This is a genomic window from Piscinibacter sp. (assembly GCF_050175855.1).
Taxonomy (GTDB): Bacteria; Pseudomonadota; Gammaproteobacteria; order Burkholderiales; family Burkholderiaceae_C; genus Piscinibacter.
In genome coordinates this window covers 17,349-36,060 of record NZ_JBFXIO010000005.1, presented here as the reverse complement: position 1 = coordinate 36,060, position 18,712 = coordinate 17,349, and the positions used below count along the sequence as shown (strand labels likewise).

21 protein-coding genes are annotated in these 18,712 nt (G+C 71.2%); 11 read left to right on the top strand and 10 right to left on the bottom strand.

The genetic code is table 11. From position 1 onward, the window contains the following. The coding region (radA, locus tag AB7U92_RS01215) for a DNA repair protein RadA (protein ID WP_428573936.1) at positions 1-1,005 on the bottom strand (1,005 nt) is incomplete at its 3' end. Between the two features lie 33 nt (positions 1,006-1,038). Here radA and AB7U92_RS01210 point away from each other — a divergent pair. Next, positions 1,039-1,665, top strand: a complete 627-nt coding sequence (locus AB7U92_RS01210) for a LysE family transporter (RefSeq protein ID WP_428573934.1) — start codon at positions 1,039-1,041, stop codon at positions 1,663-1,665. 6 nt (positions 1,666-1,671) lie between these two features. On the opposite strand, the gene AB7U92_RS01205 is transcribed toward AB7U92_RS01210, so the two are convergent. Next, positions 1,672-2,199: a MarR family winged helix-turn-helix transcriptional regulator gene (locus AB7U92_RS01205; RefSeq protein WP_428573932.1), complete on the bottom strand. Its 528-nt coding sequence runs from the start codon at positions 2,197-2,199 to the stop codon at positions 1,672-1,674. A 23-nt stretch (positions 2,200-2,222) separates the two neighbouring features. Between AB7U92_RS01205 and AB7U92_RS01200 the strand changes: the two genes are divergently transcribed. Continuing rightward, positions 2,223-3,584: a chloride channel protein gene (locus AB7U92_RS01200; RefSeq protein WP_428573930.1), complete on the top strand. Its 1,362-nt coding sequence runs from the start codon at positions 2,223-2,225 to the stop codon at positions 3,582-3,584. Here the strand turns inward: AB7U92_RS01200 and arfB are convergent. Genes arfB through alr form a run of 3 tightly spaced genes read right to left on the bottom strand, consistent with a single transcriptional unit; the run spans position 3,553 to position 5,787 of the window. Next, positions 3,553-3,957 (bottom strand): alternative ribosome rescue aminoacyl-tRNA hydrolase ArfB, encoded by a 405-nt coding sequence (arfB, locus tag AB7U92_RS01195; RefSeq protein WP_428573928.1) that lies wholly within the window; start codon positions 3,955-3,957, stop codon positions 3,553-3,555. The genes AB7U92_RS01200 and arfB overlap by 32 nt on opposite strands. A gap of 7 nt (positions 3,958-3,964) precedes the next feature. After that, a complete protein-coding gene (locus AB7U92_RS01190; RefSeq protein ID WP_428573926.1) occupies positions 3,965-4,684 on the bottom strand; it encodes a hypothetical protein in 720 nt (239 codons plus the stop codon). After that, positions 4,681-5,787, bottom strand: a complete 1,107-nt coding sequence (gene alr, locus AB7U92_RS01185; RefSeq protein ID WP_428573924.1) for an alanine racemase — start codon at positions 5,785-5,787, stop codon at positions 4,681-4,683. Before alr ends, AB7U92_RS01190 begins: the two co-directional genes overlap by 4 nt. Before the next feature lie 144 nt (positions 5,788-5,931). On the opposite strand from alr, the gene lplT reads away from it, so the two are divergent. Then, positions 5,932-7,206: a lysophospholipid transporter LplT gene (lplT, locus tag AB7U92_RS01180; protein WP_428573922.1), complete on the top strand. Its 1,275-nt coding sequence runs from the start codon at positions 5,932-5,934 to the stop codon at positions 7,204-7,206. Between the two features lie 7 nt (positions 7,207-7,213). On the opposite strand, the gene AB7U92_RS01175 is transcribed toward lplT, so the two are convergent. Continuing rightward, complete coding sequence (locus AB7U92_RS01175) at positions 7,214-8,101, bottom strand: hypothetical protein (RefSeq protein WP_428573920.1); 888 nt, start codon at positions 8,099-8,101, stop codon at positions 7,214-7,216. A 105-nt stretch (positions 8,102-8,206) separates the two neighbouring features. Here AB7U92_RS01175 and AB7U92_RS01170 point away from each other — a divergent pair, with 105 nt between their 5' ends. Further along, positions 8,207-9,115: a DMT family transporter gene (locus AB7U92_RS01170; RefSeq protein WP_428573918.1), complete on the top strand. Its 909-nt coding sequence runs from the start codon at positions 8,207-8,209 to the stop codon at positions 9,113-9,115. 9 nt (positions 9,116-9,124) lie between these two features. On the opposite strand, the gene AB7U92_RS01165 is transcribed toward AB7U92_RS01170, so the two are convergent. Further along, the gene (locus AB7U92_RS01165) at positions 9,125-10,009 is read right to left on the bottom strand and encodes a response regulator (protein WP_428573916.1); all 885 of its coding nucleotides are present in this window, start codon (positions 10,007-10,009) and stop codon (positions 9,125-9,127) included. A gap of 129 nt (positions 10,010-10,138) precedes the next feature. Between AB7U92_RS01165 and AB7U92_RS01160 the strand changes: the two genes are divergently transcribed. The 7 genes from AB7U92_RS01160 (at position 10,139) to AB7U92_RS01130 (ending at position 15,524) form a co-directional block, all read left to right on the top strand. Next, positions 10,139-10,630: a glutathione peroxidase gene (locus tag AB7U92_RS01160; RefSeq protein WP_428573914.1), complete on the top strand. Its 492-nt coding sequence runs from the start codon at positions 10,139-10,141 to the stop codon at positions 10,628-10,630. A gap of 21 nt (positions 10,631-10,651) precedes the next feature. Further along, a complete protein-coding gene (locus tag AB7U92_RS01155; RefSeq protein ID WP_428573911.1) occupies positions 10,652-11,842 on the top strand; it encodes an aromatic amino acid transaminase in 1,191 nt (396 codons plus the stop codon). A 78-nt stretch (positions 11,843-11,920) separates the two neighbouring features. Then, a complete protein-coding gene (locus AB7U92_RS01150) occupies positions 11,921-12,322 on the top strand; it encodes a DUF1924 domain-containing protein (RefSeq protein ID WP_428573909.1) in 402 nt (133 codons plus the stop codon). Next, entirely contained in the window at positions 12,319-12,786 is a 468-nt protein-coding gene (locus tag AB7U92_RS01145) for a diheme cytochrome c (RefSeq protein WP_428573906.1), read from the top strand. The genes AB7U92_RS01150 and AB7U92_RS01145 overlap by 4 nt, the downstream gene beginning before the upstream one ends. Before the next feature lie 17 nt (positions 12,787-12,803). Then, entirely contained in the window at positions 12,804-13,499 is a 696-nt protein-coding gene (locus AB7U92_RS01140; RefSeq protein ID WP_428573904.1) for a cytochrome b/b6 domain-containing protein, read from the top strand. Positions 13,500-13,509: 10 nt separating this feature from the next. Beyond that, positions 13,510-14,175 (top strand): response regulator, encoded by a 666-nt coding sequence (locus AB7U92_RS01135; protein ID WP_428573902.1) that lies wholly within the window; start codon positions 13,510-13,512, stop codon positions 14,173-14,175. Then, positions 14,172-15,524 carry an ATP-binding protein gene (locus AB7U92_RS01130; protein ID WP_428573900.1) on the top strand — a complete coding sequence of 451 codons (1,353 nt, stop codon included), beginning with the start codon at positions 14,172-14,174 and terminating at the stop codon, positions 15,522-15,524. Before AB7U92_RS01135 ends, AB7U92_RS01130 begins: the two co-directional genes overlap by 4 nt. A 28-nt stretch (positions 15,525-15,552) precedes the next feature. Here AB7U92_RS01130 and AB7U92_RS01125 read toward each other — a convergent pair whose 3' ends face one another. Genes AB7U92_RS01125 through AB7U92_RS01115 form a run of 3 tightly spaced genes read right to left on the bottom strand, consistent with a single transcriptional unit; the run spans position 15,553 to position 18,700 of the window. Beyond that, positions 15,553-16,578, bottom strand: a complete 1,026-nt coding sequence (locus AB7U92_RS01125; protein ID WP_428573898.1) for a transketolase family protein — start codon at positions 16,576-16,578, stop codon at positions 15,553-15,555. Continuing rightward, a complete protein-coding gene (locus tag AB7U92_RS01120) occupies positions 16,575-17,420 on the bottom strand; it encodes a transketolase (protein ID WP_428573896.1) in 846 nt (281 codons plus the stop codon). Before AB7U92_RS01120 ends, AB7U92_RS01125 begins: the two co-directional genes overlap by 4 nt. A 20-nt stretch (positions 17,421-17,440) precedes the next feature. After that, on the bottom strand, positions 17,441-18,700 hold the full coding sequence (locus AB7U92_RS01115) for a TRAP transporter large permease (RefSeq protein WP_428573894.1): 1,260 nt from the start codon (positions 18,698-18,700) through the stop codon (positions 17,441-17,443). Positions 18,701-18,712 lie beyond the last annotated feature (12 nt).

Here is an 18,712-nt window from a genome sequence, read left to right as displayed (position 1 = left end):
CATCGCCAGCCGGTCGCGCTCCAGGCCGACCGACAGCCGCCGCGGGCTCGGCCCGCCGGCATCGACCAGCGCCTGGATCTCCACCAGCAACGGCCGCGTGCCCTCCAGCGTGACCAGCACGCAGGAGCCGGGCACCGGCTCGCCATGGGTGGACAGGAAGATCGCGCTCGGGTTGGCCACGCCCTTGAGGCCTCGCTCGGTCATCGCGAAGACGCCGATCTCGTTGACCGCGCCGAAGCGGTTCTTGATCGCCCGCACGAGGCGGAAGCTGGAGTGAGTGTCGCCCTCGAAATACAGCACCGTGTCGACGATGTGCTCGAGCACGCGCGGCCCGGCGAGCTGGCCGTCCTTGGTGACGTGACCGACCAGGATCACCGTGGTGCCGCTGGCCTTGGCGGTGCGCGTGAGGTGCGCCGCGCACTCGCGCACCTGCGCCACCGAGCCGGGGGCGGAGCTGAGCTGGTCGGAATACAGCGTCTGGATCGAGTCGATCACGCACACCGCCGGCTGCTCGGCCTCCAGCGTGGCGAGGATGCGCTCGAGCTGGATCTCGGCGAGCACACGCACCTGCGAGCCGTCCAGGCCCAGGCGGCGCGAACGCAGCGCCACCTGCGCGCCGCTCTCCTCGCCGGTCACGTACAGCGTCTTCTTCGCGCGCGACAGCGCATCCAGCGCCTGCAGCAGCAGCGTGCTCTTGCCGATGCCCGGGTCGCCGCCGATCAGCACCACGCCGCCCTCGACGATGCCGCCGCCGAGCACGCGGTCGAGCTCGTCGATGCCGGTGGGCGTGCGCTCGACGTCGCTGGCCTCGATCTCCGACAGCGTGGCCACCGGCTGCGCGCGGGCCAGCGACTGGAAGCGGTTCTTGCCGCCGCCACTGTCGGCCACCGACTCGACCAGCGTGTTCCACGCCCCGCAGCCCGGGCACTTGCCCAGCCACTTCGGGCTGCTGGCGCCGCAGTCGTTGCAGGTGAAGATCGTCCTTTGCGACTTATCCTTGGTCATGCGCCATTCTCGCCGGGCGCGACAATACGGCCGATGGACACCTCCACCTGGATCGCCTTCTTCGCCGCCGCCTGGGCCATCAGCCTGTCGCCCGGCGCCGGTGCCGTCGCCGCGATGAGCGCTGGCCTCAACCACGGCTTCCGCCGCGGCTACACGATGACCTTCGGCCTGGTCACCGGCATCTGGACGCAGGTGCTGGTGGTTGGCATCGGCCTGGGCGCGCTGATCGCCGCCTCGAGCATCGCCTTCACCGTCGTCAAATGGGCCGGCGTGGCCTACCTCGTGTGGCTGGGCATCCGGCAGTGGCGCGCGCCGGCGGTGCCGCTGGCGGCCGCCGACGGCGAAGCGCCCACCGTGTCGCGCCGCGAGCTGTTCGTGCGGGGCTGGATCGTCAACGCGCTGAACCCCAAGGGCACGGTGTTCCTGCTCGCCGTGGTGCCGCAGTTCCTCGACCTCGCGCAGCCGCTGCTGCCGCAGTACGCGGTGATCGCGCTGACCCTGGCCTTCACCGACCTCGTGGTGATGGCCGGCTACACCGCGCTGGCCTCGCGCGTGCTGCGGGCGCTGAAGTCGCCCTCGCACATCCGCGCGATGAACCGCAGCTTCGGCGCCCTGTTCGTCGTCGCCGGCACGATGCTGGCCTTCTTCAAGCGCGCCTGAGCGGGCTCACTGGCCCAGCGGCACCTTCGCACCTTGCGCATCGACACCGAGCAGCGTGATCAGGCGGTCCAGGTCGGCATCCAGCCGCTCCAGCGTCTGCGCATCCAGGCTGGCCAGTGCCTGCGGCAGCACGCCGCTGAACGGCCCCGGCGCCTGGCGCAGCACCTTGCGCCCAGCGGGCTGCACGCGCAGCTGCACCGCCCGCCGGTCGGTCGCCTGGCGCGAAGCCGCCACCAGGCCGCGCTCGACCAGCGCCTTGACCAGGTTGCTCGCCGTGGACTGCTTGACGTCCATCGCCCGGGCCAGTTCGCTGACCCCGAGCCCCGGCCGGGCATGGATGATGCTCAAAGCCCACAACTGCGCACCGCCCACGCCGGCACTGCGCTCGACCTGCTGAAAATGGCTCTTGACCGCATTGAAGACGAGGCGGAAGCGGCGCAGCACGCGCGCGGCCGGCTCGCCGATCTCGCCGCCGAGGGTGTCGCCCGCGATGGGGGCAGAGGGCGGCCGGGAGCGGGATCGGACTGTGGGCATCACGAAATGATAGAGGGGTCGGCTTGAGTCCACGCTTGCGCATCGTGGCGTCGTTCCGTCGCGAGCTGTCGGACTGGCGGCTGTGGCTGGCACGCGGCGTCGTGATCGCGGTCGCGGCGGCCGCGGGCCTCACCGTGGTCGCCTTCACCTGGATGACCGAGCATGCGCTCGATGCCTTCCGCACCCTGCGCACGCACTGGTGGTGGGCGCCGCTGATCGTGACGCCGCTGCTCACGGCAGCCATCGTCTGGGCGACGCGGCGATTCGCGCCGGGCGCGGCCGGCTCGGGCATTCCGCAGGTGATGGCCGCGCTCGACCCGGCCGTGCCCGGCGAGCACCGCGGGCTGTTCGTCTCGCTGCGGCTGACGCTGGCCAAGATGGTGCTCACCACCGCCGGGCTGCTCGGCGGCCTGTCGCTCGGCCGCGAGGGGCCCTCGGTGCAGATCGCCGCCGGCGTGATGCACGCGGCACGCCGCTGGCTGCCCAAGCGCAGCGCCGTCACCGAGCACGGCCTGCTGGTGGCCGGTGGCGCCGCGGGCATCGCCGCGGCCTTCAACACGCCGCTGGGCGGCGTGATGTTCGCGATCGAGGAGCTGTCGCGCCGGCCCGAGCAGCGCAACAGCGGCCTGATCATCGCGGCCATCGTGCTGGCCGGCCTGGTGGCGGTGTCGATCCTCGGCAACGGCACCTACTTCGGCGTCATCCAGGTGCCGGCGCTCGACCTCTCGCTGCTCGGCCCCGGCGTGCTGGTGGCGCTGGGCGGCGGCCTGGCCGGCGGGCTGTTCTCGCGGCTGCTGATCGCCTCGCTGACAGGCCGCTCGAACGACCCCGCCAGCCGCTGGCGCGCGCGCCGCCCGGTGCTGTTCGCCGCGGCCTGCGGCCTAGGCGTGGCGGTGATCGGCGTGGCCACCGGCGGCTTCACTTTCGGCAGCGGCTACACGCCGACGCGGCAGATGCTCGAAGGCGGCGAGACGGTGCCCGGCCTGCACCTGGTGATGAAGTTCATCGCCACCTGGCTGACCGCCTGGTCGGGCGTGCCCGGCGGCATCTTCGCGCCGGCGCTGGCCATCGGCGCCTCGCTGGGCAACGACGTCGCGCTGCTCACCGGCTACCCGCACGCGCCGGCGCTGATCGCACTCGGCATGGCGGCCTTCCTCTCCGCCGCCACGCAGGCGCCGCTGACCGCCTTCATCATCGTGATGGAGATGGTCGACGGCCATGCGATGGTGCTCAGCCTGATGGCCTGCGCGCTGGTGGCCAGCGGCATCTCGCGGATGATCAGCCGGCCGCTGTACGGCACGCTGGCGCGGGCGCAGTTGCAGCGGTTGCCGCCCCCGCCCGAACCGGAAGCGGTCAGGGAAGCACCTTCGCCCGACCGGCCTTGATGCCGCCGCGCAGTGCCTTGCCTTCCAGGCGGCGCTGCTGCGAGGACCGTGTCGGCTTCGTCGGCCGGCGCACGCGCGGCACCAGGGCGGCCGCCTCGATCAGATCGGTCAGTCGCGCCAGCGCCTCCTCGCGGTTCTTCTCCAGGCTGCGGTGCTGCTGCGCCTTGATGACCACCACGCCCTCGTCGCTGATGCGCTGGTCGCGCAGCGCCAGCAGGCGCTCCTTCAGCGCCTCGGGCAGCGACGAGGCGCGCACGTCGAAGCGCAGGTGCACCGCGTTGGAGACCTTGTTGACGTTCTGCCCGCCGGCGCCCTGGGCGCGGATGGCACTGAACGACACCTCCGACGGATCGAGCACGAAGGCGATGCGCATGGCGCGCTCAGCCGCGCAGCAGCCGGATCGCCTGCGGCAAGGAACCCGCCTGCGGCAGCCAGTGGTCGATCACCGCGCCGAGCAGCGCCGCCACCACGATCAGCGCCAGCATCGGCCGCCAGGTGCGGCCGGTGGCGTGCAGCAGCCAGCCCTCGCGGCGCGCGCGGAAGGCCAGCGCGCCGCCGGCCGCGGCGAAGGCGATCTCCACCGCCACGCCGAGCAGCACCTCGACGCCGAACAGGCCGAACACCGCCATGCTCAGGCCGGAAGCGATCAGCGCGGCGATGCCCAGCACCACCAGCAGCGGCACCGCCACCAGCGCGCCTTCGTCGGCGGCGCCGGCCACTTCGAGTGCCCCCTCGGCGAGGTCACCCGCCTCCAGGCCGCTGTCGCCGCACTCCACGCCACCGCCGCCGCGGCGCGAGGGCAGCAGGGCATCGGCGCCCTCCAGCGGCCAGTCGCCGTCGACCTCGCCGCGCGACAGCAGCCAGCGGCACCACAGCCACAGCAGGCCGAGGAAGACGAGGTAGCCGCCCGCCAGCGCCAGCGACCAGCGCAGCGCCAGGCTGGTCATGCCGGCGCGCAGCAGCCCCGCCGAGATCGCCCAGCAGGCGAGAAAGCACAGCAGCCCGAGCAGGAAGGAATGCACGCGCAGCCAGCGGCGGCGCTGCAGGTCGGCGCGCACGCGGCGCTCGAAGCGGTCGGCGTCGGCGGCCGCCCGGCTCACGCCACGCCCACCGGCACGCGCGCGGCCAGCGCGCACATGAGTTCGTAGCCGACGGTGCCGGCCGAGCGGGCCACCTCGTCGATCGACAACAGGCTGCCGTTCGGGCCGCGGCCCCACAGCGTGACTTCGGAACCGAGGCCGGCGTCCGGCACCGGCGTCAGGTCGACGGTGATCATGTCCATCGACACGCGGCCGACGGTGCGCGTGCGCACGCCGTCGACCAGCACCGGCGTGCCGGTGGGTGCCACGCGCGGGTAGCCATCGGCATAGCCGCAGGCGACCACGCCGATGCGCATAGGCTCGCTGGCCGTGAAGCTGCCGCCGTAGCCGACCCGGTCGCCCGGCTGCAGGTGCTGGACGGCGATGAGCTTCGCCGCCAGCGTCATCGCCGGTTGCAGACCCCAGGCCTGGGCATCGTGCGCGGGAAAGTCGGGCGCCGAGCCATAGACCATGATGCCCGGGCGCACCCAGTCGGCGGCCACGACGGCCCCCTCGCCCTCGGCACCGGCGAAGCGCAACGTCGCGGCACTGTTGCTCACCGATCGCTCGCCCGGCAGCTCGCGGGTGACGGCGTCGAAGGCCGCCATCTGCGCGGCCACGCCGCCCTCGCCGTCGGCATCGGCGAAGTGCGTCATCAGCGTGATCTCGTCGACCTGCGTCAGCCCCGACAGCCGTTGCCAGGCCGCGCGGTAGTGCTGCGGCCGGAAGCCGAGCCGGTTCATGCCGCTGTTCATCTTCAGGAAGACGCGATGCGGCGCGTGGGTCTTGTGGGCGGCGAGCATGTCGATCTGCGCCTCGTGGTGCACCACGTGCCAGAGATCGAGGCGCGAACAAAGTTCCAGGTCGCGCGGCTCGAAGCAGCCTTCGAGCAGCAGGATGGGCCCGCGCCAGCCGAGGTCGCGCACGCGCCGTGCTTCGTCGAGGTCGAGCAGCGCGAAGCCGTCGGCGCCGGACAGGCCGGCATAGGCGCGCTCGATGCCGTGGCCGTAGGCATTGGCCTTGACCACCGCCCACACGCGAGCCTGCGGCGCCGCCTGCCGCGCCCGGCGCAGGTTGTGGGCCAGGGCCTCGGTGTGGATGGTGGCGGCAATGGGGCGGGGCATGGTGCGAACGATTCTGCCAGCCGCTTCACGCCCGGCAGATCCCCATCCATCGCCCCACGGTGAGCGCTCGTAACCGCGTGCTATAAACCGGCGCCGCCGACTTCTCCCCGCATTCCCGGGCATCGCGCAGGCGATACGGAGCGAATGAAAAAGGGCTTCTACACCATCATGTCGGCGCAGTTCTTCAGCTCGCTGGCCGACAACGCATTGCTGGTGGCGGCCGTCGAGTTGCTCCGCCTGTCCAAGGCCCCTTCCTGGCAGGTGCCCGCACTGGCGCCGATGTTCGCGCTGTTCTACGTGCTGCTGGCGCCCTTCGTCGGCGCCTTCGCCGATGCGATCCCCAAGGGCCGCGTGATGTTCACGTCGAACGCGATCAAGGTGGCCGGCTGCCTGCTGATGCTGTTCGGCGGCCATCCGCTGCTGGCCTATGCGGTGGTGGGTCTGGGCGCAGCGGCCTACTCGCCGGCCAAGTACGGCATCCTCACCGAGCTGCTGCCACCCTCGCAGCTGGTCAAGGGCAACGGCTGGATCGAGGGGCTCACTGTCGCCTCGATCATCCTGGGCATCCTCGCCGGCGGGCAGCTGGTCGGCCAGCGGCTATCGAGCGAACTGCTGTCGTTCGACCTGCCGCTGATCAACACGGGCATCGACACCCCCCCAGAGGCGGCCATCTCGGTGATCGTCTTCTTCTACGTGATCGCGGCGCTGTTCAACCTGCGCATCCCGCGCACCGAGGCGCCGCTGCAGCCGATGAGCGGCCTGCTGACGCTGGTGCGCGACTTCTCCAACTGCAACTCGCGGCTGTGGGGCGACAAGCTCGGCCAGATCTCGCTGGCCACGACCACGCTGCTGTGGGGCATCTTCGGCAACCTGCGCGTGATCGTGTTCGCCTGGGCCGCCGCGGCGCTGGGCTACGGCACGGCGCAGGCCTCGAACCTGGCCGGCGTGGTGGTGATCGGCTCGATCGCCGGCGCGGTGATCGCGTCGATGACGATGCGGCTGGACCGCGCCACCTCGGTGATCCCGCTGGCCATCGTGGTCGGTTTCCTGATGATCGGGCTGGTGTTCATCCACACGCTGTGGACGGCGGTGCCGTTCCTGATCGTGATGGGCGCGATCTGCGGCTTTCTGATCGTGCCGATGAATGCGCTGCTGCAGCACCGCGGCCACAACCTGATGGGCGCCGGCCGCTCGATCGCGGTGCAGAACTTCAACGAGCAGGCCTGCATCCTCGGCCTGGGCGCCTTCTACGCCGGCATGACCAAGTTCGGCATGTCGGCCTTCGGCGCGATCACCCTCTTCGGCCTGGTGGTGGCCGGCACGATGTGGCTGATCCGCGGCTGGCACCGCTCGAACTGCGAGAAGCACCGCGAGGAAGTCGAGCACCTGCTCGCCATCGCCCGCACCGACAAGCACTGACCTGTCGTCAGCCCCGCTGTTCGACGACCACCGCCTCGATCGCCTTCGCCCACGGCACCGCCAGCTTGCGGCAGCCGCTGCGGTTGAGGTGGATCTCGTTGATCCAGTCACCGCTCTCGCCGCTGCTGCCCGGCGCCGCCGGCTCGATCGGGATCAGCGTGGAGTCGAAGAAGTGCAGGTTGGGGAATCGCGCCGCGTCGGCCGCGCATTCGGCCAGCAGCATCGCCAGCCGGCCGATCAGCAGCTCGGCCACCGCCTCGTAGTCGTCCGTCGGAATGCCGTAGGCCTGCACCGAGGGCAGCAGCCAGGGCCCGAGGCCGAGCTCGGCCGGTGCCGGCCGCGGCATCGGCACCGCATAGCCGTGCAGGAAGATCGGCGCACCCTTCGACGGCCCGCGATCGCGCAGCGCGACGATGGCGTCGAGGTTGGCCTTCAGGTAGGTGCTGAAGGTCTGCCAGCCGGCGTCGCTGAGGTAACGCGCCGCGCCCTCGGCCGCCGGCCCCCACTCGGCCGCCTCGCGCAGCAGGCGCAGGTGCAGCGGGATGCCGGGGCCGCGCACGCCGAGTGCGTCGATCAGGTCGTTGCCGCCGCAGGACATCAGCAGGCCATCCCAGGCGCGGCGGCGCCGGCCCGCCAGCAGGTCGACGAACTCGGGGTCGCGGTGCGTGTCGGCCATGCGGCGCAGGGTGTCGCCGGGCGTGGCGCAGTTGATGGCCACCGCGGTCTGCTCGAAGCGCATCTCGAACAGCAGGTTGGCATTCTTCAGCGGGTTGAGCGCGCCGACGGTGAACCACGAGTCGCCCTCGGCGAGAAACCGCATGCCGTAGCCGCCCAGGTTGGGCGCCAGGGTCGGGTCGTTCAGGCTGGACGGCGGGAAGATCTGCAGCGGATTCATGTCGACGCTCCTCCTGGATTGCCGGCGACGTTAGCGCCGCGCGCGGGCCGGGACAACCCGACAAGCTGGGGAGGATGAGCCGGATCAACGGCGAGAATCCGCCCGATGTCCCAGGCACTCGCACGCGCACCCTTTCTCTGGCCGGCCCTGGCCCTCGTGATCAACGCCTTCGTCTGGGGCACCTCGTGGTGGCCGTTCCGGCAGCTCGAGGCGCGCGGGCTGCACCCGCTGTGGGCCACGGTGCTGATCTACGCCGTGGCCGTGATGGTGATCGTGGCGCTGCGGCCACAGGCACTCGGCCAGCTGCTGCGCACGCCGGTGCTGTGGGTACTGGTGCTGGCCTCCGGCACCACCAACGCCGCCTTCAACTGGGCGGTGACGATCGGCGACGTGGTGCGCGTGGTGCTGCTGTTCTACCTGATGCCGCTGTGGGCCGTGCTGCTGGCACGGCTGCTGCTGGGCGAGCCGCTGACGCGCCGCGCGCTGCTGCGGGTGGTGCTGGCGCTGGCCGGCGCGGCGATCATGCTGTGGCCGGCCGGGCGCAGCGGCTGGGACGCGCTGCCGCTGCCGCGCTCGCTGCCCGACTGGCTGGCCGTGCTGGGCGGCTTCAGCTTCGCGCTGAACAACGTGATGCTGCGCCGCGAGGCGCACCGGCCCGAGGAGGCGCGTGCGCTGGCGATGTTCGCCGGCGGCGTGAGCGTGGCCGGCGTGCTGGCGATGTCGCTGTCTGCCGGCGGCGCGATCGGCGGCCTGCCCGCGCCCGCCACCGGCTGGCTGGTGGGCGTGGCGGCGATGGCGCTGGTGTTCCTGATCGGCAACCTGGCGCTGCAGTACGGCGCGGCGCGCCTGCCGGCCAACGTGACCTCGGTGGTGATGCTCACCGAGATCCTGTTCGCGTCGCTGTCGGCACTGGCGCTGGGCGGCGGCAGCCTGGATGCGCAGCTGCTCGCCGGCGGCAGCCTGATCCTGCTGGCGGCACTGCTGTCCACGCTGTCGGGCGCGGACGCGCACTGATGGTGACGATCAAGCTGCAGCCGAGGATGCGTCGGCCGACCACTCGAACGCCGGGTCGACCTGCAGCAGCGTGGCGATGAATTCGCTCTCGTGCAGCGGCTTGGTGAGGTAGGCGTCGCAGCCGGCCAGCGAGCCGCGCACGCGGTCGGTGGCGCCATCCAGCCCGGTGACGATCACCACCACCGTGCGCAGGCCGCCGCCCTGGGCGCCGCGCTGCTTCAGGCGCTGGCACAGCTGCAGGCCATCGATGCTGCCCGGCGGGCCGAGCACCACGTCGAGGAACACCATGCCGAAGGTGCGCTTCGACAGGATCTCCAGCGCCGCCTCGCCGGAGGCGCATTCGATCACCCGGTAGCCCAGGTGCTGCAGGCGCTGCTTGAGGAACTGCCGGGCGATCGGGCTGTCCTCGACCAGCAGCACCTCGCGGCCGCCGCCGCCCCGCGGCCGCGGCGGCGGTGCCGGCGCGGGCTTCGCTACCGGCACCGGCGCTTCATCGAGCCCGCCGCGCTGCGTGTCGGCCTCGAGCGGATCGAGGTCCATCATCGCGCTGGGCGGCTCGGGTGCGCTCAGCCGCAATTCGACCAGTTCTTCCAGCGCACGCAGTACATGCACCGGCTCGATCGGCCGCGACAGCCAGGCGGCGGCGCCCTCGGGCGCGTGGGCGCCGATGAACACCGAATCCTCGACCCGCTGGCCGCGGCGAACGGCAGCCACCGAAGCGGGATGGTCGGCGTCTGCGATCAGGAAATCGGCGATGCCGGCCTCCTCGACCTGCCGGAAGGCGGGCGAGCGCTGCGCCGCCAGCCGGAAGAACGACGCCAGCGCCTGCCGCTCGAAGGCCGAGAAGCCCTCGATGGCGACGGTGAAGGTGTCGACGAATGCCGGCGTGGACATGGATGCCGATCATCGCGCGGCGGCAGTCGCGCACCAATGACGCTCCTGGGGATTGCCGGATCTTCACGGTGATTCCTCACGCCGCCCGGGGTGGCCGTTACCATCTCGGCTCCACCTGCGGAGGAGCCCATGGCCCAGACCAGCGTCTACGACTTCGAGGCCCTGTCGATCGACGGCAAGCCCGCCCACCTGTCCACCCAGCGCGGCAAGGTGCTGCTGATCGTCAACACTGCCAGCCAGTGCGGCTTCACGCCGCAGTTCGGCGGCCTGGAGCAGCTGTGGAAGGACTACCGCGACCGCGGCCTGGTGGTGATCGGCTTCCCGAGCAACGAGTTCGGTGGCCAGGATCCGGGCGACAACGGCGAGATCGCCTCGTTCTGCGAGATGAACTACGGCGTGAGCTTCCCGATGATGGGCAAGGTCGAGGTCAACGGCGCGCACGCCCACCCGCTGTGGAAGTTCCTGACCCGCGAGGCGCGCGGCGTGCTCGGCTCGCAGGCGGTGAAGTGGAACTTCACCAAGTTCCTCGTCGGCCGCGACGGCACGGTGCTCAAGCGCTACGCGCCGACCGACACGCCCGAATCCCTGCGCAAGGACATCGAGGCCGCGCTCGCGGCCTGACCCTCACGAACCCGGACCACCATGTTTGCCCACGTCGAACCCTTTGCCGGCGACCCCATCCTCAGCCTCAACGAGGACTTCCAGAAGGATCCGCGGCCGCACAAGATCAACCTGTCGATCGGCATCTACTTCGACGACGCCGGGCGCATCCCGGTGCTCGAATCGGTGAAGCGCGCCGAGGCGCAGCTGCTCGCCGAAGGCGGCGCCAAGCCCTATCTGCCGATCGAGGGTGCGGCCAACTTCCGCAGCGCAGTGCAGGCGCTGCTGTTCGGCGCCGACCACGAGGCGGTGACCAGCGGCCGCGTGGCCACCATCCAGTCGGTGGGTTCGTCGGGCGGGCTGAAGGTCGGCGCCGACTTCATCGCGCGCTGGTTCCCTGGCAGCGGCGTGTGGGTCAGCGACCCGACCTGGGACAACCACCGCTCGATGTTCGAGGGCGCCGGCATCGCGGTGAACACCTACCCGTACTACGACGCGAAATCCGGCGGCGTGCGCTTCGCCGACATGCTGGCCACGCTCGACAAGCTGCCCGCGCGCAGCGTGGTGCTGCTGCACGCCTGCTGCCACAACCCGACCGGCGTGGACCTCACGCGCGCGCAGTGGGACGAACTGATCCCGCTGCTCAAGCGCCGCAACCTGATCCCCTACCTCGACCTGGCCTACCAGGGCTTCGGCGACGGCATCGCGGAAGACGCCTACGCCATCCGCGCCATCGCCGCGGCCGGGCTGAGCGCGTTCGTGGCCAACAGCTTCTCCAAGAGCATGAGCGTCTACGGCGAGCGCGCCGGCGCGCTCAGCGTGGTCTGCCCCGATGCGGCGCAGGCGGCGCTGGTGCTCGGCCAGCTGAAGTTCACCGTGCGGCGCAACTACTCCAGCCCGCCGATCCACGGCGGCCAGATCGTCGCCAAGGTGCTCACCGACCCGGCGCTGCGCGCGCTGTGGGAGGGCGAGCTGGCCGCGATGCGCACGCGCATGCTGGCAATGAGAGCGCAGCTGCACTCGGTCCTGAGCGCCAAGCTGCCGGGCCGTGACTTCGGCTACTTCCTCAGCCAGCGAGGCATGTTCAGCTACACCGGCCTGAGCGCCGCACAGGTCGACCGGCTGCGCGAGGAGTTCGCGGTCTACCTGATCCGCTCCGGGCGGCTGTGCATCGCCGGGCTGAACACCGGCAACGTCGAGGCCACCGCGCAGGCCATGGCCGCCGTGATGTGATCCAGATCAAGCGCCGCGGGGTGCTAAGAGTTCCTTAAACCCGCACCGCGACCATGGCGACACCGAACAGGAGTCGCCATGAAGAAGACCACCCCGCTGCTGATCGCCCTCGCGCTGGCCGCCGCCGGCGCGCAGGCCGCCACCCCCGCCGAGCAGCTCGCCGGCTACAGCGCCGCTGCCAAGACCGCTGCCGACCCGACGCGCGGCCAGAAATTCTTCGCCACGCAGGGGCCGAAGGAGTGGAGCTGCTCGTCCTGCCACGGCGCCACGCCCACCGGCATGGGCAAGCACGCCTCCACCGGCAAGGCGATCCAGCCGCTGGCGCCCGCCGCCAACGCCGAACGCTTCACCGACGTCGCCAAGACCGAGAAGTGGTTTCGCCGCAACTGCAACGACGCGCTCGGCCGAGAGTGCACGCCCGGCGAAAAGGCCGACGTGCTGGCCTGGCTGATGACGCTGAAGTGTGGGGCCGCGCCATGACCGCTATCCGATTCGCGCTGCTTGCGCCGCTGGCGCTGGCCTTCACGCTGAGCGCTACGCTGGCCCACGCCGACAGCGACCGCTACACGCTCTCGCCGGCCTACGTGCAGGAGTGCGGCGCCTGCCACACGCCCTACCCGCCGGCACTGCTGCCGAAGGAATCCTGGCAGCGGCTGATGGGCAGCCTCGACAAGCACTACGGCACCGATGCCTCGCTCGACGCTGCCATGCGGAAATCCATCGGCGACTGGGTGCTGGCCCACGCCGGCAGCGGCAAGCGAGCCCGCAGCGCGCCGCCTGAAGACCGCATCACCCGCGGCGACTGGTTCATCCGCGAGCACCGCGAGGTGCCGAAGGCGGCCTGGAGCCGCCCGGCGATCAAGAGCGCCTCGAACTGCAGCGCCTGCCACCGCGGCGCCAACGAGGGCGACTACGACGAAGACGGCATCAGCATCCCGCGCTGAGCCGAAGGAGCGACACCATGAACACCGACACCCGAACCCCTTCGACGCTGGTGTGGGACGTGCCCGTGCGCGTCTTCCACTGGCTGCTGGTGCTGTGCTTCGCCGGCGCCTGGCTCACCGCCGAGAGCGAGCACTGGCGGCTGGTGCACGTCACGCTGGGCTACACCATGGCCGGCCTGCTCGCCTTCCGCGTGCTGTGGGGCCTGGTCGGCACGCGCTACGCCCGCTTCGCCAGCTTCGTGCGCGGGCCGCGCGCGGTGATCGGCTACCTCAAGTCGCTGGTCGGCCGGCACCCCGAGCACCACACCGGCCACAACCCGGCCGGCGCGCTGGCCATCGTGGGCCTGCTGGTGCTGATCGCCGTCACGGCCGCGAGCGGCTTCGCCACCTACAACGACCTGGGCGGCGAGTGGCTGGAAGAGCTGCACGAGGGCGCGGCCAACGCGATGATGATGCTGGTAGTCGTGCACGTGGCCGGCGTGGTGGTGAGCAGCTTCGTGCACAAGGAGAACCTGGTGCGCGCGATGTTCACCGGCCGCAAGCCGGTGCCGGCCGCCGAGGGTATCCGCCGCGCCTGGGCGCCGCTGGCCGCCGCGCTGCTGGCCGCCGTGCTCGGCTTCTGGTGGATGCAGTACGAGTCGGCGCCGCCGGCCTCGCTGGCCCAGGCGGCTGCGCTGAGCCACGACAAGTCGGCCGACCACGACGACGACTGACAATCCGGCCATGCGCATCCTGCTCGTCGAGGACGATCCGCTGCTCGGCGACGGGCTGCGCGCCGGGCTGCGCCAGCTCGGCTTCCAGGTCGACTGGGTGCGCGACGGCCAGGCTGCCGAGCGCGAGCTGCGCAACGCCAGCCACGACGCCGCGGTGCTCGACCTCGGCTTGCCGATGAAGGACGGCATGGACGTGCTCCATGCCGTGCGCGCCGAAGGCGTGAAGCTGCCGGTGCTGGTGCTGACGGCGCGCGATGCGGTGAGCGAGCGCATCCGCGGCCTGGACCTCGGCGCCGACGACTACGTGCTCAAGCCGGTCGACCTGCACGAACTCGCCGCCCGGCTGCGCGCGCTGGTGCGCCGCGCCCACGGCGTGGCCGAGCAGCAGCTCGCCCTCGACGGCGTGGTGCTCGACGCCGCCAAGCGGCTGGTGACGCTCGACGGCGAGCCGGTGAACCTCTCGGCGCGCGAGTTCGACGTGCTGCACGCGCTGATGCTCGCCGACGGCCGCGTGCTCTCGCGCGAACAGCTCGAGCAGCGCATCTACGGCTGGGGCCAGGAGGTGGAGAGCAACGCCGTCGAGGTGCACATCCACCACCTGCGCCGCAAGCTGAAGCCCTCGCTGATCCAGACCGTGCGCGGCGTCGGCTACGCCATCGCGCGCGCGCCCTCGTGAAGCTGCCGCGCTCCCTGCAGGCGCGCGTGCTGGTGCTCGCGCTGGCCAGCATGCTGGCCGTCTGGCTGGCCGCCGCCGCCTTCACCTGGCGCGAGGCACAGGGCGAACTCGACGAGCTGCTCGACGGCCACCTGGCCCAGGCCGCCGCGCTGCTGATCGTGCGCCAGGTCGACGAGATCGAGGAGCCGGAGGACGACGAGCGCATCGACGCTCCCGCGCTGCACCGCTACGCGCCCAAGGTCGCCTTCCAGGTCTGGCGCAAGGGCGAACTGGTGGCGCGCTCGGCCAACGCGCCGGACGCGCCGATGGCCGGCATCCAGCGCGGCTTCACCACCGCGAAGATCGCCGGCGAGCGCTGGCGCGTTTTCGCAGCGCAGGGCCGCGAGCGGCGGATGCAGGTCTACGTCGGCGAGGAACTCGACTCGCGCGAATCCATCCTCGAAGGCCTGCTGCGGGGGCTGATCGCCCCGATGCTGGTGGCCCTGCCGGTGCTGGCCCTGCTGCTGTGGTGGGCGGTGCGGCAAGGCTTGCTGCCTCTGCGGCGCATCGGCCGGGCGATTGCCGAGCGCGAGCCGCGGGCGCTGCAGCCGATCGCCCACGACGCGGCCGGCAACAGCCTGCCCAGCGAGATCTCGCCACTGGTGACGGCACTGAACGACCTGTTCGCGCGCATCGCCTCGCTGCTGGAAAGCGAACGCCGCTTCACCGCCGACGCCGCCCACGAGCTGCGCACGCCGATCGCGGCGATCCGCGCGCAGGCGCAGGTGGCTCAGGGGGCGGGCAGCGACGACGCTGCCCGTGCGCAGGCGCTGGCGGCCACGCTGGCCGGTTGCGATCGCGCCACGCGGCTCGTCGAGCAGCTGTTGACACTGGCGCGGCTGGAGTCCACCGACTCCGGCCCGCGCGAGACGGTGGACCTGGCGGCGATCGCGCGCGAGGTGCTCGCCGAGCTGGCGCCGGCGGCGATGGCGCGCGGCCAGTCGCTCGAACTCGAGGCCGAAGGCACGTGGCCCGTGCGCGGCAACGCCACGTTGCTGGCCGTGCTGCTGCGCAACCTCGCCGACAACGCACTGCGCTACGGCGGCGACGGCGTGCGCGTGGTGGTGACGCTGGCGCGCGAGGCCGGCGGTGTCGTGCTGCGCGTCGAGGACAGCGGGGCGGGGCTGAGTGACGAACAGCGCTCGCACCTCGGCGAGCGCTTCTTCCGCGTGCTCGGCACCGCCGCGCCCGGCAGCGGCCTGGGCTGGTCGATCGTGCGGCGCATCGCGGCGGTGCACGGGGCGCAGGTCGAGACCGCGCGCTCGGGGGCGCTGGGCGGTCTCGCGGTGCAGGTGCGCTTTCCAGCCTGACGCCCGGCGTGGCGCCGGCCGAGCCGGGTCAGCCCAGCCAGCCCTTGATCCGCGCGCCAAGCGCCTGCCGGCTGATGCCGTAGCGGTCGTGCAGCGTGGGCAGCGCACCGGCATCGAGGAAGGCATCCGGCAGCCCGGCCAGCTGGAAGCCCGCCGGCTGCACACGGTGGCGCAGCAGTGCGCTCGCCACGGCCTCGCCGAGCCCGCCGACCACCGAGTGGTTCTCGGCCACCACGACGAGCCGGTGCTTGTAGCGCACCGCCTCGACGATGGCCGCCTCGTCCAGCGGCTTGATGGTCGGACAGTGCAGCACCGAGACGCCGATCTTGTCACGGGCCAGGTCCTGCGCCACCTCGAGCGCACGCATGGTCAGGATGCCGCTGGAGATGACGAGCACGTCTTCGCCCTCGCGCAGGGTCTTGGCCTTGCCGAGCTCGAAGCTGTAGTTGTTGATTCCACCCTCGATCTCGTCGAGCACCAGCGGCACCTGCCCGCGCAGCAGGCGCATGTAGACCGGGCCCTTGTGCGCGGCGATCTGCGGCACCGCCTGCTCGATGTCCAGCGCGTCGCAGGGATCGACGATGGTCAGCCCAGGCACGCCGCGCATCATCGCCAGGTCCTCGGTGGCCTGGTGGCTGGGGCCGTAGCCGGTGGTCAGGCCGGGCAGCGCGCAGCAGATCTTGACGTTCAGGTTCTCCTCGGCGATCACCTGGTGGATGAAGTCGTAGGCGCGGCGCGTGCCGAACACCGCGTAGGTGGTGGCGAACGGCACCAGGCCTTCCTTCGCCAGGCCGCCGGCCGTGCCCATCAGCAGTTGCTCGGCCATGCCCATCTGGAAGAAGCGCTCGGGGTAGGCCTGCGCGAACAGGTGCAGATCGGTGTACTTGGCCAGGTCGGCGGTGAGGCCCACCACCTCGGGGCGGCTCGCCGCGTAGTCCACCAGCGCCTTGCCGAACGGCGCGGCCTTGACGCGCTGACCCTCCGAGGCGATGGAGGCGATCATCGCCGAGGTGGTCAGCTTCGGCTTCTTCTCGGTCACGGTGGCGCTGCTCATGCCAGGGCTCCTTCGGGGCGGGTTTGGTCGAGGATGTCGAGGGCCTGCTGCCACTCGGGCGGGTCGACGCGGATGAAGTGGTTCTTCTCGCGCTGCTCCAGGAAGGGCACGCCCTTGCCCATCAGCGTGTCGAACAGGATCACGCGCGGCTTCGCGTCCTTCAGCGTCCGCGCGGTGTCGAAGGCCTGCAGCACGGCCGCCAGGTCGTTGCCCTTGACGCGCTGCACGTGCCAGCCGAAGGCCGCCCACTTGTCGTGCAGCGGCTCGAAGCCCAGCACCTTGGTCGAAGGGCCGTCGGCCTGCTGGTTATTGATGTCGACCAGGCAGATCAGGTTGTCGAGCCGGTGGTGCGCCGCGGCCATCGCGGCTTCCCAGGTCGAGCCTTCGTCGAGCTCGCCGTCGGACATCGAGTTGTAGACGAAGGCCGGGTTCTTCTTCTGCTTCAGGCCCAGCGCCATGCCCACGCCGATCACCAGGCCCTGGCCGAGCGAGCCGCCGGAGATCTCCATGCCCGGCGTGTAGGTGGCCATGCCCGACATCGGCAGGCGGCTGTCGTCGCTGCCGTAGGTCTCGAGCTCGCTCTCGGGGATCACGCCGGCCTCGATGAGCGCGGCGTAGTGCGCGATGGCGTAGTGCCCGTGCGAGAGCAGGAAGCGGTCGCGGCCTTCCCATTCGGGCTCGGCGGGCCGCAGGTTCAACGCATGGCGGTAGGCCACGGCCAGCACGTCGGCCCAGCCCAGCGCCTGGCCGATGTAGCCCTGGCCTTGCACCTCGCCCATGCGCACGGCGTAGCGTCGGATGCGCCAGGCCGAGCGCGACAGGTCTTGCAGTCGTTGGTTCATTCGGGTTCCCTTCGGGGATGTCACTTGAGGATGGAGGCCGGCACGTAGGACACGAGCGCCAGCACGCTGAAGGCGACGAGATAGAACGGCCCCAGTTCGCGCACCGTGTGGCCCACCTTCACCTTGGCCAGCGCGCTGGTGATGAACAGCGTGGTGCCCACCGGCGGCGTGTACAGGCCGATGGCCAGGTTCACGACCATCATGATCCCGAGCTGCGTCATGTCCATGCCGATGGCGTTGGCCAGCGGCACGAACACCGGCGTGAGCAGCAGCACGGCGGCCGGCAGGTCGATGAACATGCCGAGGAACAGCATCATCACGTTCATCAGCAGGATCACCAGCCACTTGGCGTGCACGTTCTGCTGCACCCACTGGGCCACGCCCTGAGGCATCTGGTCGAAGGTGAGCAGCCAGCCGATCGCGGCCGACGCCATGATCACCAGCAGCACCACGCCGGTGGCCAGGCCGGCATGCACGATGGCGTCGTTCAGGCGCTTCCAGCCGAGGTCGCGGTAGATCAGGGCCGAGACCACTCCCGCATACAGCGTGGACAGCACGGCCACCTCCGTCGGCGTGGCGATGCCGAAGCGCAGGAAGACGATGATCAGCACCGGCAGGATCACCGCCGGCGAGGCGTAGGCGAGGTGGCGGCGGAACGCGGCGGCGTCGAACGGCGCCGTCTCGCGCGGGAAGCTGCGCCGGCGGCCGACCCACCAGCAGGCCGCCATGAAGCCGCCGCACATCAGCACGCCCGGCAGCACGCCGGCAAGAAACAGCGACGCGATCGATGCATTCGACGTCAGCGCGAACAGGATCATCGGGATCGACGGCGGGATCAGGATGTCGATCGTGGCCGCCGCCGCCAGCGTGGCCGCGGAGAACGCCGCCGGGTAGCCCAGGCGCTTGTGCCAGGGGATCAGCAGCGAGCCGATGGCCGAGGCATCGGCCACCGCCGAGCCCGAGACGCCGCCGAACAGCGTCGACGACAGCACGCCCACCTGGGCCGGGCCGCCGTGGAAGCGGCCGAGCAATGTGGACAGCACGCCGATCAGCGCCTCGCCGAGCTTGCCGCCCATCATCAGCGTGCCGGTCAGCATGAAGAACGGAATGGCGATCAACGGGAAGCTCTGCACCTGCGCCACCATCTGCTGCACCAGCAGGTCCAGCGGCACGCGGTCTGAGCTGGCAGCGGCGGCCATCGCGGCCACCAGCAGCGCGTGGGCGATGGGCATGGCCGCGACGGCGGCGGCCATGAAGACGACCAGGATCAATGCACTCATGACGACTCCTTC

Bases quoted from the DNA above. Each gene is read 5' to 3' on its own strand.
- AB7U92_RS01135 (WP_428573902.1), top strand. From the start codon at position 13,510: ATGCGCATCCTGCTCGTCGAGGACGATCCGCTGCTCGGCGACGGGCTG.
- AB7U92_RS01160 (WP_428573914.1), top strand. From the start codon at position 10,139: ATGGCCCAGACCAGCGTCTACGACTTCGAGGCCCTGTCGATCGACGGC.
- AB7U92_RS01150 (WP_428573909.1), top strand. From the start codon at position 11,921: ATGAAGAAGACCACCCCGCTGCTGATCGCCCTCGCGCTGGCCGCCGCC.
- AB7U92_RS01175 (WP_428573920.1), bottom strand. From the start codon at position 8,101: ATGAATCCGCTGCAGATCTTCCCGCCGTCCAGCCTGAACGACCCGACC.
- AB7U92_RS01155 (WP_428573911.1), top strand. From the start codon at position 10,652: ATGTTTGCCCACGTCGAACCCTTTGCCGGCGACCCCATCCTCAGCCTC.
- AB7U92_RS01170 (WP_428573918.1), top strand. From the start codon at position 8,207: ATGTCCCAGGCACTCGCACGCGCACCCTTTCTCTGGCCGGCCCTGGCC.
- AB7U92_RS01145 (WP_428573906.1), top strand. From the start codon at position 12,319: ATGACCGCTATCCGATTCGCGCTGCTTGCGCCGCTGGCGCTGGCCTTC.
- AB7U92_RS01115 (WP_428573894.1), bottom strand. From the start codon at position 18,700: ATGAGTGCATTGATCCTGGTCGTCTTCATGGCCGCCGCCGTCGCGGCC.
- AB7U92_RS01140 (WP_428573904.1), top strand. From the start codon at position 12,804: ATGAACACCGACACCCGAACCCCTTCGACGCTGGTGTGGGACGTGCCC.
- AB7U92_RS01165 (WP_428573916.1), bottom strand. From the start codon at position 10,009: ATGTCCACGCCGGCATTCGTCGACACCTTCACCGTCGCCATCGAGGGC.
- AB7U92_RS01210 (WP_428573934.1), top strand. From the start codon at position 1,039: ATGGACACCTCCACCTGGATCGCCTTCTTCGCCGCCGCCTGGGCCATC.
- AB7U92_RS01125 (WP_428573898.1), bottom strand. From the start codon at position 16,578: ATGAGCAGCGCCACCGTGACCGAGAAGAAGCCGAAGCTGACCACCTCG.
- arfB (WP_428573928.1), bottom strand. From the start codon at position 3,957: ATGCGCATCGCCTTCGTGCTCGATCCGTCGGAGGTGTCGTTCAGTGCC.
- lplT (WP_428573922.1), top strand. From the start codon at position 5,932: ATGAAAAAGGGCTTCTACACCATCATGTCGGCGCAGTTCTTCAGCTCG.
- AB7U92_RS01120 (WP_428573896.1), bottom strand. From the start codon at position 17,420: ATGAACCAACGACTGCAAGACCTGTCGCGCTCGGCCTGGCGCATCCGA.
- AB7U92_RS01205 (WP_428573932.1), bottom strand. From the start codon at position 2,199: ATGCCCACAGTCCGATCCCGCTCCCGGCCGCCCTCTGCCCCCATCGCG.
- alr (WP_428573924.1), bottom strand. From the start codon at position 5,787: ATGCCCCGCCCCATTGCCGCCACCATCCACACCGAGGCCCTGGCCCAC.